Source organism: Chthonomonas calidirosea T49, from assembly GCF_000427095.1.
GTDB classification, from domain to species: domain Bacteria; phylum Armatimonadota; class Chthonomonadetes; order Chthonomonadales; family Chthonomonadaceae; genus Chthonomonas; species Chthonomonas calidirosea.
This window is the reverse complement of the sequence record NC_021487.1, coordinates 1,459,381-1,475,510: the sequence shown is the minus strand read 5'-3', so window position 1 is coordinate 1,475,510 and position 16,130 is coordinate 1,459,381. Positions and strand designations below refer to the sequence as shown.

Genomic DNA, 16,130 nt, shown 5'->3' with positions numbered 1-16,130 from the left:
CTAGCTGTGCGGCAGATCCTAAAAATCGTCTCTTTGAAGCGTAGCGGGAACATTTATCAATTAAACAATCGTACAATTGTTTGAAGGAGGAAATAATGCCGACACATCTGAAGCGTTCCCTTGAAGAGATCTCCTGCGAGGTCTATAATAGCGACCCAACGCGCGTGCGGCGTGTCGCAAAGGTTATGCCGTCAGAAGAGACTTCGGACGAGGCCGCTCGCCAGCTGAAGGCCGTGGCCGACCCCGTGCGCCTGCGCATTCTCTATGCCCTCTCCAAAGAGCCGCTCTGTGTTTGCGAGCTGAGTGTCCTGCTCAACATGTCCATGCCGGCCGTATCGCATCACTTACGTATCTTGCTTTCCGCCGGGCTTCTGAAAGTGCGCAAGGAGGGAAAATTCGCCTGCTATCATCTGAGAGATAGCCATTTTGCGCGTACGATGCTGCAACCGATCCTGCGGTCGCTCTCACAGAAGGAGGAAGCCTAGATGCCTCAAGACCATTTCGACCTCGTGATCCTTGGCTCGGGCTCTACCGCTTTTGCCGCTGCCTTACGTGCACGCGAGTTGGGGAAACGCTCTGTGATGATCGAAGAGCGAATCGTGGGAGGTACTTGCGTGAATCGAGGCTGCCTTCCATCCAAAAACCTTATTGAGGCCGCACGCATTCTTCACGAAGCCCGTCATCCACGCTTTCCCGGACTGCAACCGACCACAATGGCATTCGATTTTAAAGCGCTCATTGCCCAAAAAGACGATGTAGTACACGCTTATCGGAAGAAGAAGTACACCAGTCTCTTAGACAACTCTATACAGATTGAACAAGGACACGCTCAATTCCTCGATCCGCATACGGTTTCTGTGGATGGAAAAATATTGACAGGAGAGAAAATCCTCATCGCTACCGGCTCTCGACCCCATGTCCCGGCCATTCAGGGCCTTCAAGAGATTCCCTATCTTACCAGCGATCTGTTAACAGCTGATGAGGCACAAGAGCTTACCCAGTGTCCACGCTCGCTCCTAATCATCGGTGGCGGCTATATTGCTGTGGAGTTAGGGCAGATGTTCCGTCGCTTTGGAGCCGATGTGACGCTGGTGGAGAGATCCGCTCAACTTTTCCCACGTTATGAGCCGGAAGTAGGCCCCACTATCTCGGCGCTTCTACAAGCGGAGGGTGTTCGCATACTCACAGGTGCTACGGTGGAATCGGTGGTTCAGGACAGTGAGGAGGTTGTGGCGCAGATCGTGCAGAGGGGACAGAAGATCAGCCTTCATGTTGAAAAAATCCTAGTTGCCACCGGTCGTACTCCCAATACCGATTCAATTGCTCTTGAGAAGGCAGGTGTAATGAAGAACGAGTATGGTGCCATTCCCGTAGATGAATATCTCTGTACCAACGTTTCTCATATCTACGCTGCAGGAGATGTGATCGGAAACGCGGTGGGCAGCCAGATGGCGACCCCTGTTGGTAGTCAGGATGGGGGGAAGGCCGCGTACAACGCTTTTGCCGATCCCGACAAGAGAGTCGCTGTAAATCATAGAGTGATACCGCGCGCCGTCTTCATCGATCCCCCTCTTGCCAGTGTCGGTATGACAGAGGCGGAGGTACAAGCCGCAGGTCGTCGTTGCTGGTGCACTGTGGTGCCAATGGAGCTTGTGCCGCGTGCTGGTGCTATTCGTAACCCAAAAGGGTTTATCAAAATGGTTGCCGATTGGGATACGGGTGAGGTATTGGGCGTCACCATGATCGGGCCTAGTGCCGAAGAGGTCATTCATGAGGCGGCGATGGGGCTGCGCTTCCATGCGACCCTGCATGATTTCATTGACATGCTTCACGTCTATCCGACAATGGCAGAGGCCCTTAAGATCGCGGCGATCGCACGCTATAAAGACCCCGCCAAGCTCTCCTGCTGTGCGGAATAGCCAAAAGGAGGTTCCCTATGAAAAAGATGGGTTTCCTTGTAGGAGCCGTGCTGACGGCGTTGGCCGCATCCGCCTGTTGTGTGTTGCCGGCACTTCTTGGGGCGATTGGTGCTGGAACGGCTGCCGGCTTCGGGGCTGTGCTGACCCCTTACCGCCCCTACTTTATCGCGCTCACGCTACTGTTCCTCGGAACAGGGTTCTATTTCGCCTATCGCTCCGAACCGAGTGAGGAGGGAAGCTGCTGTGCAACCGATTCCCCAACAGGACGCTTGCGCTTATCCCGCAAAATCTCGCGGTTCATACTTTGGGGGGTTACTGCCCTCGTGCTCGCAACCATTCTCTATCCTTGGCTATCGGAGGAAAAGCTACGTCGGGAAAATCAGCAGGCTCAGATCGCTTTCTCGCAAGACACATCGCGATCTGCTGCTACAACGGCCGTCTTTACCGTTAAAGAGTTGGATTGCGCTGCATGTGCCCTGCGCATTCAGCAAGCGCTGACTCACCTGAAAGGGGTATACGCCGTGAGGACCGACCTTAAAACGCGCCGTGTAACGGTGCTCTACAACCCTAAACAGGTCGCTCCTGCGGCGCTTCAGGCTCAATTGACACGTCAGGGATTTACGGTTTATGGCCTGGCCGATAGCAAAGCAAAAGGGGAGAGGTGTTGTCCATAGGGTGCTTGGATTTCTAGGGTCGTGAAACTGCTTATGTTACTACGTTAGCGCGATGTTGGCTAACGTAGTAGTTTTGTATGCAGGAGAAGGGCCGAGGAAGGGTGAAAAAAAGGAAAAACAGCAGCGGTGAAAGGTTATGGCAAACGCACAAAAATACCTTGCTTTTGATCTGGGGGCCGAGAGTGGCCGGGCCGTTGTAGGGCTTTTTGATGGGAATGGGTTGCGGCTTGAGGATGTGCATCGGTTTCCAACAGGCGGCACGCTGGTGCTCGGAACGCTCTACTGGGACGTGCTGCGTCTCTTCGAAGAGTGCAAGAAAGGGCTTGCGTTGGCCGTGACCCAGTTTGGAAAAGACCTTGCGGGGATCGGCTTTGACACATGGGGAGTGGATTTTGGGCTGCTCGGCCGTGGCGATGTGCTTCTAGGCAATCCGCGCCATTATCGCGACCATGGCAACGATGGCATGCTGGATATCGCCTTCGCCCTTGTGCCTCCAGAAACCATCTTCGAGCGAACCGGCATTCAGTTTATGCAGATCAACACGCTCTATCAGCTCTTGGCGCTCAAACTACGCAAATCGCCTTGGCTTGAAGCCGCAGAAACGCTTCTCATGATGCCCGACCTTCTCGCTTTCTGGTTTACCGGAGAAAAAAGCTCCGAGTTTACCATCGCCTCGACGAGCCAGATGGTGGATCCACGAACTCGACAATGGGCCTACGATCTGTTGATACGGCTCGGTCTACCTACCCACCTCTTTACCACCATCAGCGAGCCAGGGACGCAGAAGGGGGTTCTGACCCAAGAGGTGGCTCAAGCGTGTGGATGCGGAGCGATTGCGGTCTATGCACCAGCAGAGCACGATACCGGTTCCGCGGTCGTTGCCGTGCCGGCCTCCGATACCGACTTCGTCTATCTGAGTAGCGGCACCTGGTCGTTAATGGGCATAGAGCTGCCTCAGCCCTTGTTGACCGAGCAGGTACGCAAGGCAAATTTCACCAACGAGGGAGGGGTATTCGGAACGACGCGACTCCTGAAAAACATTATGGGGCTTTGGCTGGTGCAGGAGTGCCGTCGAGCTTATGCACGCCGCGGGCAAGACCATAACTATGCGGAGCTGACGAAGATGGCTGAACAGGCCCCACCGTTCGGTGCCTTCATAGACCCCGACGATCCCACTTTCTTGGCGCCGACGGATATGGTGGAGGCCATCGCCAATTTCTGCCGGCGAACTGGCCAAAACCCGCCGGAGGGAATCGGAGCTACCATTCGCTGCTGCCTGGAGAGCTTGGCGCTGAAATATCGTCGAACCTTGGAGCTATTAGACGGTTTCCGCGGGCATCCACACGCCATCGTCCATGTGGTTGGGGGTGGCACACAGAACCGTCTACTGTGCCAACTGACTGCCGATGCCCTGCAGCGCCCGGTGATCGCGGGGCCTGTGGAGGCCACCGCCATCGGCAATGTCCTGATGCAGGCGATGGGACGCGGAGAGATCGGCTCGCTGGAGGAGGCACGTGCCATTGTGAGAAACTCTTTCCCGCTGGAGACCTATTCTCCGAGCGCTGCAACCAAAGATCGTTGGGAGGAGGCCTATATCCGCTTCCGCAAGCTCTGCGGCATCGAGGATTCCTAAATGCCCTGCTGGACATAGAGGTCCCCTGAAAGAATCAAAACCGTCTACACGATACTCCTAATGCAGAGAATCGGTACGCTTGGCTCAACGCCGCAGTGGTGCCTGAATGGAAAGCTCTCAAGAACCTTCCTGCTTGGAGGAAAGGTATCATGGGTATACTTACCGATGGTCAGAGCGTCTGTTGGGAATTTTGGAGGTGCAGGCTAGCGAATGTCGGCCGATCTTGAGTTGGTAACCTTAGAGGAGGCCGCGTGCATTGTGGCTAAAACGCCCCATAACATTCGCGACTACATACAACGAGGCCGTATGCTAAATACAACCCTGATGGGGAAAAGATCAGCCATGCAAGTAGTGGCCAGCTGCGCGTTTCGCTCAAAGAGTTGCGCCTTTTTCTTTCCCTCATAGAAGCTGGACTTGAAAAGCATCATCATGCTGGGCTTCACCCCGAGCTCGGTTTTTACCACCTTCCAGAGCCAAGCACGTTCATCGGTTGCACCCCTATCTCGGTAAGTTCATCCCCCAGCTAGTGGAGTGGTTTCTTGCTCGTTTTTTCCGCCCAAAGGATGTCATCCTAGACCCCTTTATGGGCTCTGGGACCACTTTAGTTCAGGCCAATGAGATGAACATGCACGCCATCGGGGTTGAAATCTCCCCTTTTAACTGCCTGATCGCGCGCGTTAAAACAGCCAAGTACGATATCGCAAAAGCTTGCTTTGAGATCCTCGATATCGAAAAAAGGACAACCCTTTTCTCCAATGCCCTGCTTGGTTCTGCTTCTAACGACCTTTCACTGTTTCCAGAAGAACGGGGTGGTTTTTGTAGGGAGGAGTTGGCAGCACTGAAAGAGTGCTTATTAAGGGAGTGCCAAAGTGAGTATCTACACACATGGTTTGCTCCCCGCGCGATTGGAGATGTCGTACTATCGTCAACTTATTCCTGATTACAGCTACCAAGACCTATTACGTGTCGTACTGAGTCGTGCCGTGCGATCGTCTCGGCTGATACCTCACTACGATCTTGTCACCCCTAAGGCTCCCCTCCCGGTAGGCAAAGAGTACTGGTGTAGAAAGCATCATCGCTACTGTGTTCCGATTGACAACTGTATCGAAAAGATATATGCCTACAGTGAAGATACGGCGCGTCGGATCGCTCAGTTCGACAAATTGCGTTCAGACTGTGTGGTGACGATTCTCCAGGCCGATTCGCGTACAGTAAACCTCAAGAATGAATTGGCTCATTTAGGATCAGCCGATCTCTTCCTGAAAGAGGGTGAGCGCTTTATTGACGGAATCTTTACCTCTCCGCCCTACGTAGGCCAGATAGACTATCACGGTCGGCATATCTACGCCTATGAACTGTTTGGTTTTCCTCGCAAGGATGAGCAGGAGATCGGCCCGAAACGTAAGGGCAAATCACGTCGTGCTCAGCAAGAGTATGTGCACGACATCGCTGCTGTGTTTCGCAATTTCCTGCCCTATTAAAAACCGAACGCGAAGATCTTTGTGGTTGCCAACGATCGATTCCATCTGTATCCGGAGATCGCGCGTCTGAGCGGTTTGCGGATCGTGGTTGAGTATCATCGTGCAGTTACAAAACGTACGAAACAAGGAGATGATCCCTATCAAGGGACGATATTCTTTATGATGCGAGTAGGGGAGCAGGGACCTGCGCCCCTACATTCGCACCTGTTTGGCTGGGCTAGCGATGGGATCGCGGCTGGCCCGATTGCCAGTCGAGCTGCCGTAAACCGGCTCTACGGCTCGGAGGCAGCTTCGTCTGTCGTGCTAGAGCAAAGCCGCCACCTTTAGGCGCGTGGTCGTTTACGTATGCTTAATAGGAAAAGACAAAAGTGCGAGACTATCTCTAGTCCGGAAAGCAGCTAAGGAGGATCTGTAGGGTTTCTGAGAGGGTGCTTGTCTCGTCGAAGCGCTGTTGTAAAAAGGCGTTTGCCTGCTCGATGCGGGCGCGCGCCCGATCGATCTTGGGGTTGCTGCCGTCCACATAGGCGCCGATATTGATGAGGTCTTCCGCGTTGCGATACGTGGCGATGGTGTCCCGAAGGCGTTCCGCTGCCCGAAGATGCTCTGGGCTTACGATTTGTGGCATAACGCGGCTTACGCTCTGCAAAACATCTATCGCTGGATAGTGCCCACGTTGGGCCAATTCTCGCGTCAGCACAATATGGCCATCGAGAATACCGCGTACGGCATCGGCCACCGGTTCATTCATGTCGTCGCCCTCCACCAGAACCGTATAGAGCCCTGTGATGCTGCCGTTTTCTGCCGTGCCGGCACGCTCGAGTAGGCGAGGAAGCATGGCAAAAACGCTGGGGGTATAGCCGCGTGTGGCTGGTGGTTCCCCGATGGCCAAACCTATCTCGCGCTGAGCCATGGCAAGACGTGTGATCGAATCCATCATTAAAAGAACATGAGCGCCCTGATCGCGGAAGTACTCGGCGATGGCGGTGGCCACGAAAGCCGCTTTAATGCGCACCAATGCCGGCTGATCGGAGGTGGCCACGACCACCACAGACCGTTGAAGGCCCTCCGTGCCTAAGCTCTCCTCGATGAAGTCCCGTACCTCACGTCCACGTTCCCCAACGAGGGCGATCACGTTGACATCGGCATTGGTGTTACGGGCGATCATGCCAAGCAGGGTGGATTTTCCTACACCGGAGCCTGCAAACACGCCCACGCGTTGGCCTCTTCCTAAGGTGAGGCATCCATCTATAGCGCGCACCCCTACCTGCATGATGTCGCGAATGCGTGGGCGCGTAAGGGGGTTAGGGGGATTCGCGTTAACTGGGACGATGGAAGGAAGGTCAAGAGGTGCTCCACCATCTATAGGCCGTCCAAGCCCATCTAACATACGTCCGAGCAGACCTTCACCCACCATCACTTGAAGGGGGTGTCGTGTCGCCACAACCTCGCTGCCGGGGCGAATGCCCTCCATAGGGCCGATAGGCATAAGGAGGACACGCCCCTGACGAAAGCCCACCACTTCCGCTTTGATGGGAGGACGCGCTGGATCGTAAAGGTTTGCCCGATCGTAGTAGATGTCGCAAAGCTCGCCTACCATGGCTGGAGGGCCGTTGGACTCGATGACAAGGCCGATGACCTGGATCACCTTTCCGTTCTGTCGCACTGGGTCGAAGCGCGCAATGCGTTGCCGATAGCGTTCTAGGTTCACCGGGTTTGGGGGAATAGGAGGTAAATCGAGGATTTTTCCCTGCATGGGGCTATTCTTCCTCCACGGATGGGGGTGGAGAGGGCACGTCGAAGAGAGGATTTAGCTCCGCTAGCTGAGTTTCGATGCGTGCATCCACATTACCGTTGGGCGTCTCCACAATGCACCCACCATCGCCCACACGGCGGTCGCCGATGATCTCCACGTGGGGAAGATGATCGAGCATTTCGAGCAGTTCTTCACGGTGGCTTCGCACGGTCTCGAGGTCGCGTGGACTTACACGGATGCAGAGGGAGGCGCTATCGGCTACCCGCAGCAGCGCATTCTTAATGACGGATAGCGCCACCTCCTTAGAGGCTTCTACCTCCTGCTTGATCACTTTTCGCGCCAGCTCGAACACTAGTTGAACCACCTGCGGCTCCAGTTCCTCCCAGATGCGGCGACGCTGTGCCTCCACCAATTGAACAAAATTTTGAAGGTCTTGGCGCAATGCTTGACGTTCCGCCTCTGCTTGACGGGTTAGCTCGGCCCGAACCTCCGCTTCTCCTTTGATTTTGCCGTCGTAATATCCCTTTTCGAACCCTTGGCGGTAGCCCTCTTCCTCCAAAAGTTTGGCTTTTTGTTGAGCCTCATCCAGCAGCGCTTGGGCGGCCTGCTCGGCCTCCTGGCGCATCTGGGCGATTTCGGGTGGTTCCATAAGGACTTTTACCTGTTGGCGTCGCAGCTCTTCGGCCATCTCCTCCACCGGCCGCAACGGAAAGGGGGTGACGTGCGTTCCGGAGGTCGGTGGTGGAGATGAGGGTTCAACGGCCACGGTCGCGCCCACTTCTAGCTTAGGCGCCAGCACCTGAAACCAGTTCACAGGGGTGGGGGATGGGCGGGATTTTCCCTGGATGCGAGGTGCCGTCAGCGGCTGGAAGTCGGGGTTTTCCGCTCGCGAAGATTCGGCTGACATTAGATAATGATCTCCTCACCACCGCCGCGTGCAATGACGATCTCGCCGGCCTCTTCGAGTCGACGAATGATGCCGACGATGCGCTGCTGAGCCTCTTCCACATTGCGCAAGCGCACTGGCCCCATAAACTCCATATCCTCTTTGAGCATAGTGGCGGCACGCTCGCTCATGTTCTTGAAGATGCGGTTCTGTACCTCTTCTCCTACCCCTTTGAGCGCGAGGGCGAGCTCTTTGGTATCCACTTCCCGAAGAACCTTTTGAATAGAGCCGTCGTCCAGCAGAACGATGTCCTCGAACACGAACATAAGCTTTTTCACCTCTTCGGCCAGGTCGGGCGTGGTTTCGCTAAGGTTTTCGAGGATGGTTTTTTCGGTGGTGCGATCGACCCAATTCAGTATCTCTACGAGGCTTTTAACGCCACCGACCGAAGTGAGGGCCGAGGAAACCACCGAGGTGGAAAGCTTGCGTTCAAGTACGCGCTCGATTTCTCGAATGACCTCCGGCGGGGTACGGTCCATAATAGCGATACGTCGGGCGACCTCTGCTCGCAACTCTTGAGGTAGGCCGGAGAGCACGGTTGCTGCCTGGTTTGGGTTCAGATGCGATAAGACGAGCGCAATGGTCTGCGGATGCTCATCTACAATGAAGGAGAGCAGCTGGGTCGGATCGGTCTTTTTGACAAAATCAAAAGGCATCACCTGGAGCGCCTGTGAGACTCGACTGACGACCTCGTTGGCCTTATCGGCCCCGAAAGCCGCCTCAAGCGCCTTGCGGGCCTGATCGATGCCACCTTCCGCAATAACCTCTTGGGCGAGACACATCTCATGAAATTCGGCGATGATTTGGCGACGGGTTTCCGAACTCACTCGACCCAATCGGGCCACTTCGAGAGTGATATTCTCGATTTCGTCTTCGCGCAGGTGTTTAAAGACACGAGCGGCAGCCTCGGGCCCTAGAGCCACCATCAGCACGGCGGCTTTTTGACGGTTGGTTAAATTATTCGTTTGTGCGCGTGGCATAGCTTCCTTTTCCTTAAACCAGGCTAGTTTTCATCGCCGAGCCAACTTTTTACAAGCATAGCGACCATTTCCGGTTTAGAACGTGTGAGGTGAAGAATGCTTTCGAGGTTCGCGTCGAAGGCCTCTTCGATAACCTCGAAGGTCTTAGGAGTACTCGAACCCGGCACAAGGGGGATAGGCCCTTCCTGTCCGGGCAGCGATTCCGAGGCACCATCGCGCGACTCGGAAGGGGCGGCCGAGCCGAGTGCGCCCGCCGGCAAGCTGCCGCCGCCAGCCAAAGCGAGTTGAGCTTCACCAGCCATGCTAGGCCGTCGAAGGGCACGGGCGAGCATCCAGACAGCAGCCCCCATAATCAGGAAGGGAATAAGCACGGCGAGGAGATGGCGCATATTGGCCGCGCTTGCGGCAGCCGCGGCCGCTTGCTCTTCAGCTTTCTCGGTAGAGTGATCGAAGGGGATGGCGCTGACGGCTACTTGGCGCGAGTGCGTTGGATCGTTGGGGTCGTAGCCGATGGCGGTCTGTACCATCTGAGTGACGGTGGCGATGGTGGATTGCAGTTGATCGGCGGGAATTTTGGAGGAATCGAGCAGAACGCTTACGTCTAACCGCCTGATCTGGCCTGGCGCAACCGTTGTATCCACGGTGCTTGTCGTAGGCTGATAGGTGGTAGTGGTTGTTTCATGGCTGTAGTTGCTGTTAGGGCCGGTAGTCGCTGCCATGTAGTTAGGTACGCCTGGGCCGTTGGGCTGTGCAGCTGCGATATTGCCGGCCGCTCCTACCTGAGCGCGGGGAATCGTGCTTCCTTGGCCGTTAAGCTGCTCGGTCTCGTCGTATTTGGTGACCGGTGCGCCTGGGGTGGTCGTGACGATGTGGCGTTTTTCTTGGTCGTTGCTTAGCTCTTCATGGACTAAAACAATGGAACGATGAGGGCCTAGAGCCCGGTCGAGTGCGGCTTGTAGGTCGGCACGCTCTTGCATCTGCTGTTCACGTGCCTGTTTTTCCAAGTCATCCACCTGTCCCCCAGCCATATGAAGGCCATCCCAAAGCAGATCGCCGTTAGAGTCGACAACGCTGATGTTTTTGTCGGAGAGGCCGGTAAATGCCATTTGAACGAGGCGCACGATGGCGCGCACGTTCTCGTCGGAAAGCTGATGTCCAGGTTTGAGGGTGAGGAGCACGGAGGCCGAAGAGTCGTGGTGATCTACCAACAGAGGGCTGTCGTCTGCTGGTGCATAGTGCACTACGGCGGAGGCGATATCGTCCATGCTCATAATGGTGCGCGCGATGCGGTCTTCACGAGAACGGCGAATGCGTAGGTCTTCAATCTCCTGCGGCTCGCCCATGTGGGAAGAGTTAAGAATGTCATCGGCTCCGTTGAGCGTGCTGGAAGATTGTGCCGGCAGGTTTTGGCTAAGCAGCTTCATCTGCCATTCGTCGTGGTCTTGGGCTGGCACTTCAATAGCCGTGCCGCCCTGAGTGAGACGATAGGGAACGTGCGCCTCCTGTAGTTTCTCGGTGATCGCGTTGGCATCTTGGGCTGAAAGGTTAGAGAAAAGCGGCACGAATTCGGGGGTGCTCGCCCAAGAGAGGAAGCCGATCAACGCGATGATCGTTCCTAGAGAGGCTGCAACGAAGATGATCTGATTGGTGCGGCCTAAACGCTCCCACCATTCTCTAGCTCGGTTCACGGTAATAACTTCCTTCCTACCTTTCTGCAGTGCGCTTGCATTGAAGAATGAGCTGCCTCGTTAGCTCGACACAGCCATTACACGTTGAGGCTGATGATCTGTTGATAGGCATCTAGCAGGCGATTGCGCACCTGCACGGCCAGGTCGAGGGCAACAGAGGCCTCTTGAGAGGCAATCATCACCTGGTGAACATCGAGTGGCTCACCTGCAGCGAAGCGTGCCGTGAGGTCGTCGGCGTGCAGCTGGGCCTGGTTCACCTCGTTAATGGCCTCGCTAAGAAATTGTCCAAAGCTCTTTCCTGGGGCAGAGGCCTCTGCAGAGCCAGGCAATGCTGACGCAGGACTCGCCGATTGTTGCACAGCGGGGGCGATGTCAAAGAGCGGGGTTAAAGCCTCCATACGCATGAAAGGTTCTCCTTGAAGAACTATGCGCGACCAATATCTATGGCGCGGGTCTGCATCTGTTTCGCAGCGTTAATGGCGGTGACGTCGGCCTCGTAGGCACGGGAGGCGGAAATCATATCCACCATTTCGATAATGGGGTTCACGTTAGGCATGCGCACGTTGCCATTTGCATCGGCGTCTGGATTGCCCGGATCGTGAATCACTTTGTAGGGGGTTGAGTAGTCCGGTTGAATAGAAGTTACCTCCACACCGGCGCCTGGAGCTTCGTCCTCAGGGCCGCCACGTAGGGCGATCAACATGGCGTGGAAGCTATCTCCTCCGGGCTGACGTTCCGCCAAAGTGACGATCTCTCGACGATAAGGTTGGCCATTAGGGCCGCGAGTGGTATCCACGTTTGCAAGGTTATTGCTGATCACGTCGAGGCGTAGACGCTCTGCAGTGAGACCAGAAGCACTTATCTGCATAGCCGAACCAAGTGACATGATGTTTTCCCTCCTTGAACAGATAGCTTAGCGTCCGTTGATCACGGTTTTGAGGTTGGTAAACTGTAGAGATATTGTGGTCACCAGCGCATCGTAGCGAATAGCGTTCATAGCAAGAGCGACGCTCTCCGATTCTGGATCCACATTGTTGCCATCTGTACGGTCGGTTGTGGTGTTGACGGTATAGACGGTCGGTTGAATAGAGGAGATAGGGTGCGGATCGAGAGCGGCGAAGGGAGTATGGCGTATCTCTAGGGCACTCTGCAAGGCCGATTCGAAACTAACGGCTTGACGCTTGTAGCCGGGCGTATTGACGTTGGCTAGATTGTTGGCGATGACCTGTTGGCGTAGAGCAGCTGCGTTAAGGGCTGCCGTCGCTGCCTGAAACGCATCGCCACCAAAGAGCATATCGAGCATGGGTCTACTCCCTTTACCTAGTGGTGCTGGGCACCTCAGAAATGAAAGTCGGTCGCCACGTTCTAATGTAGGCTTCACCGGAATTATTGGCTATCTAAAGTGTGAACTTCAGGGAGAATTTTGGCCCTGCTCGGTGTCTATAGCGGCGAGCGATTCGGCTTCGAGCGACTTATAGGCCTCGCGGATACGTCGTACATGGTAGGCCACATTGGCGGGTGAACACCCTAAAATCTCTGCGACCTCTCGTGCCGTGTAGCCTTCGAGAAGCGCCCGCAGAATACGCTGCTGCAACGGCGAAAGAAGCTCCATGAGGGCGATGAGATCGAAGATCTCCGTTGGATCAAAGGAGGGAGCTTCGAGGCACCCTTCGGGTATCGACACGGTGTGGGCGCGCCAGTGCGCCCGAATGGTATCGAGTATGCGCCAGCGTGCGCGTTGTAGCAGATGTTGCTCGGGATTGCCGATGCGCATGTCAAGCCGCGGCAATGTTTCTAGAACAGCTACCCAGGCTTCCTGGCGTAAGTCATCGGCCTCAACGCCCGAAATGCGCCCGAAGTACGCGGCCATTCTTTCAATGCGCTGTTCGATCGCCTCTATAAGTTTTTGTTGGGTGCAGGAGTCAGGACACCCCCGTAAAGCTGCTTTCATGGTTCAAATCCTTCTCGAAATCACGCAAACAAAGAACGCTAAGCGAATGAAGAGTTGAGAGTGGTCTCTAGCGGTCGCGGTGGCTGTAAATTCGCTTTGTTACCGTTGTGGGTAAAAGCGGAGGAGCACGCGCCCTATGTTTGCTTCGAGAAGGCGCTTTTCCAGGGGCGCCCTCAGAGGAATGTCAGAAGAGGTGGTAGGAGCGCTTGCTACGACCGGTAGGACCAAAGACGGGTGGTTGTGCATTGCCGTTGGGCAAAAAGGCGGCATCAAATAGCTTAAGCCGCAGGAGTGTTCGTTCCCGGCTCGGCACTACAAACCATTGAGGGCATAGCCTTATGTCCACCATCGTAGCTTCCTTTCTAACAAGCGGCGCACGTCCGGCTATGGACGTGCATCCATCATTATTCTATCCTATATCGTCAGAAATAGGCAAATCGTTAAAAACCGGATCGAGAACCTCATAGGAGGTATAGAGGTATTGTAGGGTAGTATTATGCCATTAGAGCTTTTATCGAACAGCTCTGAAAGGAGTGGAAAAGATGTGCTCCAAAAGAACTGCGTTTCGTCCATTGCGAAAAGCCTTTACGCTCATCGAGCTTCTTGTTGTTATCGCAATTATTGCGCTACTAGCTGCACTGCTTTTTCCCGTTTTTTTAACAGCTCGCGGAAAAGCACGTGAGATCGCTTGTCTGTCTAACCTGCATCAACTCGGACTGAGCATCGGTATGTACATGCAAGATTACGACAGCTACTATCCCTATATGGTAGACCCTGCCGACCGCTATACTCCACAAATTTGGGGAAGCGACCCCAGCTTTATGGCGCAAATTCCTACCATAACCCCGCTTCAGGTGGCCTTATTTCCTTACACGAAGTCAAAAGAGGTTTTTCATTGCCCCGCTGATACTGGGTTCGACGTGGAAGATTTTACCGGCCTCTACATTGACCCCAACGGCAACCCACCCAATGCCAACCCATCGAGCTTCGCGAAGTTTGGGACGAGTTACTACTATCGCACCGAGCTGGCCGAGCGCCATGCCACCGACAGTATGCTGCAGCACCCTGCCGAGGTCAATGTGCTTTTCGACGGGGCCGGAAAATGGCATGGTAGCCTCATTCCCCATGTATGGCGTTACAATACGCTTTTTGCCGACGGTCACGCCAAAAACATCACCTATGATCAGCTCAACGCCTATTGGGCGATGCCTCTATGAGCGACCGCTTCGTTTTACGGGCCAACTGGGTAGTGCCGGTGACGAAACCTCCCATCGCTCAAGGTGAGGTTGTGGTGGAAGAAGGAAGAATCGCGGAGGTACGACCGGCTCGCGGCGTTTTAGATGCGCGCACGGGGCGCGATTTTGGTGAAGCCGTCATCTTACCGGGGTTCGTTAACGCCCACACGCACCTGGACTATACACTGTTTCGTGGCCTTGTGGAGGACCGAGAGTTCTTTGCTTGGATCCGCGAGTTGGTCAAGCGCAGCCGTCTGCTTTCTAAAGAGGACTGGCGCGTTTCTGCAATGCTAGGGGCTGCGGAGGCGGTGGCTAGTGGCATAACGACGATAGGAGACTGTACGCCTACCGGTGCCTCGTTAGAGGCGGCCAAGATGTTTGGGTTGGGCGGGGTGATCTATCAGGAGGTATTTGGTATTGGGGAAGATCAGACAGTCGAGGAGATCCTGAGGGAGCTAGCGCAAAAGGTAGTCACTTTAAAGGAAGCAAGCAACGACAGTCGTTTGACGATCGGTATCTCTCCTCATGCGCCGTATACCGTGCGACCGGCCTTGTTTCAGGCGCTAGCCCGCTGGGCGCATCGGCAACAAGTGCCTATCTGCATCCACGCTGCCGAGTCGCGTGAGGAGCTGGAGCTGTTGCTCGAGGGGCGTGGGATAATAGCACAAAGTTTTGAGGAACGCCGTATCTCTTGGCGTGTTCCTCACCAAAGCGTGGTTGCCTATCTAGATGCATTGGGCATTGTCGGACCACAAACGCTTTTGGTGCACGGGGTGAACGTTTCGGTTAAAGACTGTGTGCTAGCGCAACAGCGCGGCGCGGCCTGGGTGCACTGCCCCAAATCGAACGCGAAGCTAGGCAACGGAATAGCTCCTTTGGCGCTACTCTCCACTTATCATGGTGCGGAATCGCGAGTCGGGTTGGGCACCGATAGTGTAGTAAGTAACAACACTTTAGATATGATCGAGGAGATGCGTTTTGCCGTTTTGCTACAACGTGCTGCACGCCGACAGGTAGACGCCCTGACAGCTGAACAGGCCGTAAAACTGGCCACGTTGGGTGGGGCTAATGCGTTGGGGCTGAAGGATGTTGGTGTATTAGAAATAGGCAAACGAGCCGATCTCTGCGTGGTGCGCCTTGATAGACTGCACACCACACCATATTATGATCCCTACAGTGCGCTCGTCTATACGGCCCGCGCCTCCGACGTGGTGCTGGCGATGATAGATGGCCGAGTGCGTTATGATGCAACCCTTCATGCAAAAATGAAGTACCGTTTCCCCGAAAATGATTTAGTACCGCTCTTTGAATCGCTTTCTCACATAACTGCGCGTCTACAAGCATCGCTTGAGATCCACAGATAGCTGCCTCGGTTCGCAGCGCGGTAGCTTCAAGAAAAACCCCCTCTAAAAATTACGGGGCGATCCTCCGAAAATCATTGCGGAACAACCAAGACGCTTCTCTTCTATAGTTCACGTACAAGGTTGTTCAAGATTCCAAAACAACGCTTCGCCGGCAGGAGGCCGGCAAACGGCCAAATGGGCCGAAAGTAAATTCACGGAGGATCGTTTATGCTACAGCTCAACACCAATGTAACGGCGCTTGGCGCCCTTTACAACCTGAACCAGGTTTCCGATGCCGTCGCTAGCAGCATCCAAAAGCTCTCTAGCGGTCTGCGCATCAACTCCGCCGCCGATGACCCCGCAGGGCTCATCATCTCCGAAAAACCTGCGCGCGCAAGTCACCGGCCTCAATCAGGCTATCGCCAATGGACAAGACGCCACCAACCTCATCAAAACCGCCGACGGCGCCCTCTCCGAGGTCAGCAACCTCCTCAACAACATCCGACAACTCGCTGTGCATGCCGCCA

Annotated in this window: 19 protein-coding genes and 1 pseudogene; 11 read left to right on the top strand and 9 right to left on the bottom strand. The window is 55.0% G+C overall.

The window, feature by feature from the left end:
- The first annotated feature begins 95 nt into the window (after positions 1-95).
- From CCALI_RS06155 to CCALI_RS14995, 7 genes are all read left to right on the top strand, one after another.
- Positions 96-485, top strand: coding sequence for an ArsR/SmtB family transcription factor (locus CCALI_RS06155; protein ID WP_016482610.1), 390 nt, complete (start codon positions 96-98; stop codon positions 483-485).
- Positions 486-1,919, top strand: coding sequence for a mercury(II) reductase (gene merA, locus CCALI_RS06150; protein WP_016482609.1), 1,434 nt, complete (start codon positions 486-488; stop codon positions 1,917-1,919).
- 17 nt (positions 1,920-1,936) lie between these two features.
- A complete protein-coding gene (locus tag CCALI_RS15005; protein WP_016482608.1) occupies positions 1,937-2,593 on the top strand; it encodes a mercuric transporter MerT family protein in 657 nt (218 codons plus the stop codon).
- Between the two features lie 136 nt (positions 2,594-2,729).
- Positions 2,730-4,226 carry a rhamnulokinase gene (locus tag CCALI_RS06140; protein WP_016482607.1) on the top strand — a complete coding sequence of 499 codons (1,497 nt, stop codon included), beginning with the start codon at positions 2,730-2,732 and terminating at the stop codon, positions 4,224-4,226.
- A 526-nt stretch (positions 4,227-4,752) separates the two neighbouring features.
- Positions 4,753-5,166, top strand: a complete 414-nt coding sequence (locus tag CCALI_RS16915; RefSeq protein ID WP_425481273.1) for a DNA methyltransferase — start codon at positions 4,753-4,755, stop codon at positions 5,164-5,166.
- Positions 5,096-5,707, top strand: a complete 612-nt coding sequence (locus tag CCALI_RS06130; protein WP_156415946.1) for a hypothetical protein — start codon at positions 5,096-5,098, stop codon at positions 5,705-5,707. The genes CCALI_RS16915 and CCALI_RS06130 overlap by 71 nt, the downstream gene beginning before the upstream one ends.
- Positions 5,708-5,728: 21 nt before the next feature.
- The gene (locus CCALI_RS14995; protein ID WP_052572343.1) at positions 5,729-6,034 is read left to right on the top strand and encodes a hypothetical protein; all 306 of its coding nucleotides are present in this window, start codon (positions 5,729-5,731) and stop codon (positions 6,032-6,034) included.
- Positions 6,035-6,089: 55 nt separating this feature from the next.
- Here CCALI_RS14995 and fliI read toward each other — a convergent pair whose 3' ends face one another.
- The 9 genes from fliI to CCALI_RS15995 form a co-directional block, all read right to left on the bottom strand.
- Positions 6,090-7,460, bottom strand: a complete 1,371-nt coding sequence (fliI, locus tag CCALI_RS06125) for a flagellar protein export ATPase FliI (RefSeq protein ID WP_016482605.1) — start codon at positions 7,458-7,460, stop codon at positions 6,090-6,092.
- Positions 7,461-7,464: 4 nt separating this feature from the next.
- Positions 7,465-8,367, bottom strand: coding sequence for a FliH/SctL family protein (locus CCALI_RS06120; RefSeq protein ID WP_016482604.1), 903 nt, complete (start codon positions 8,365-8,367; stop codon positions 7,465-7,467).
- Positions 8,367-9,386 carry a flagellar motor switch protein FliG gene (fliG, locus tag CCALI_RS06115; protein ID WP_016482603.1) on the bottom strand — a complete coding sequence of 340 codons (1,020 nt, stop codon included), beginning with the start codon at positions 9,384-9,386 and terminating at the stop codon, positions 8,367-8,369. Before fliG ends, CCALI_RS06120 begins: the two co-directional genes overlap by 1 nt.
- 23 nt (positions 9,387-9,409) lie before the next feature.
- The gene (fliF, locus tag CCALI_RS06110; RefSeq protein WP_016482602.1) at positions 9,410-11,074 is read right to left on the bottom strand and encodes a flagellar basal-body MS-ring/collar protein FliF; all 1,665 of its coding nucleotides are present in this window, start codon (positions 11,072-11,074) and stop codon (positions 9,410-9,412) included.
- 77 nt (positions 11,075-11,151) lie between these two features.
- Entirely contained in the window at positions 11,152-11,478 is a 327-nt protein-coding gene (gene fliE, locus CCALI_RS06105) for a flagellar hook-basal body complex protein FliE (RefSeq protein ID WP_016482601.1), read from the bottom strand.
- A gap of 20 nt (positions 11,479-11,498) precedes the next feature.
- Entirely contained in the window at positions 11,499-11,960 is a 462-nt protein-coding gene (flgC, locus tag CCALI_RS06100) for a flagellar basal body rod protein FlgC (RefSeq protein ID WP_016482600.1), read from the bottom strand.
- Between the two features lie 27 nt (positions 11,961-11,987).
- Positions 11,988-12,377 (bottom strand): flagellar basal body rod protein FlgB, encoded by a 390-nt coding sequence (gene flgB / locus CCALI_RS06095; protein WP_016482599.1) that lies wholly within the window; start codon positions 12,375-12,377, stop codon positions 11,988-11,990.
- Between the two features lie 108 nt (positions 12,378-12,485).
- Positions 12,486-13,025: a sigma-70 family RNA polymerase sigma factor gene (locus CCALI_RS06090; protein WP_016482598.1), complete on the bottom strand. Its 540-nt coding sequence runs from the start codon at positions 13,023-13,025 to the stop codon at positions 12,486-12,488.
- Between the two features lie 184 nt (positions 13,026-13,209).
- On the bottom strand, positions 13,210-13,374 hold the full coding sequence (locus CCALI_RS15995; protein WP_016482597.1) for a hypothetical protein: 165 nt from the start codon (positions 13,372-13,374) through the stop codon (positions 13,210-13,212).
- A gap of 193 nt (positions 13,375-13,567) precedes the next feature.
- Between CCALI_RS15995 and CCALI_RS14990 the strand changes: the two genes are divergently transcribed.
- The 4 genes and pseudogenes from CCALI_RS14990 to CCALI_RS06075 all read left to right on the top strand — a co-directional run.
- Positions 13,568-14,242 carry a type II secretion system protein gene (locus tag CCALI_RS14990; RefSeq protein ID WP_016482596.1) on the top strand — a complete coding sequence of 225 codons (675 nt, stop codon included), beginning with the start codon at positions 13,568-13,570 and terminating at the stop codon, positions 14,240-14,242.
- Positions 14,239-15,624, top strand: a complete 1,386-nt coding sequence (locus tag CCALI_RS06080) for an amidohydrolase family protein (protein ID WP_016482595.1) — start codon at positions 14,239-14,241, stop codon at positions 15,622-15,624. The genes CCALI_RS14990 and CCALI_RS06080 overlap by 4 nt, the downstream gene beginning before the upstream one ends.
- Before the next feature lie 207 nt (positions 15,625-15,831).
- A pseudogene (locus tag CCALI_RS16910) lies at positions 15,832-15,942 on the top strand (hypothetical protein); the annotation flags it as partial.
- On the top strand, positions 15,896-16,130 hold a 235-nt coding region (locus CCALI_RS06075), incomplete at its 3' end, for a flagellin N-terminal helical domain-containing protein (protein WP_484481993.1). The pseudogene CCALI_RS16910 and the gene CCALI_RS06075, both read left to right, overlap by 47 nt.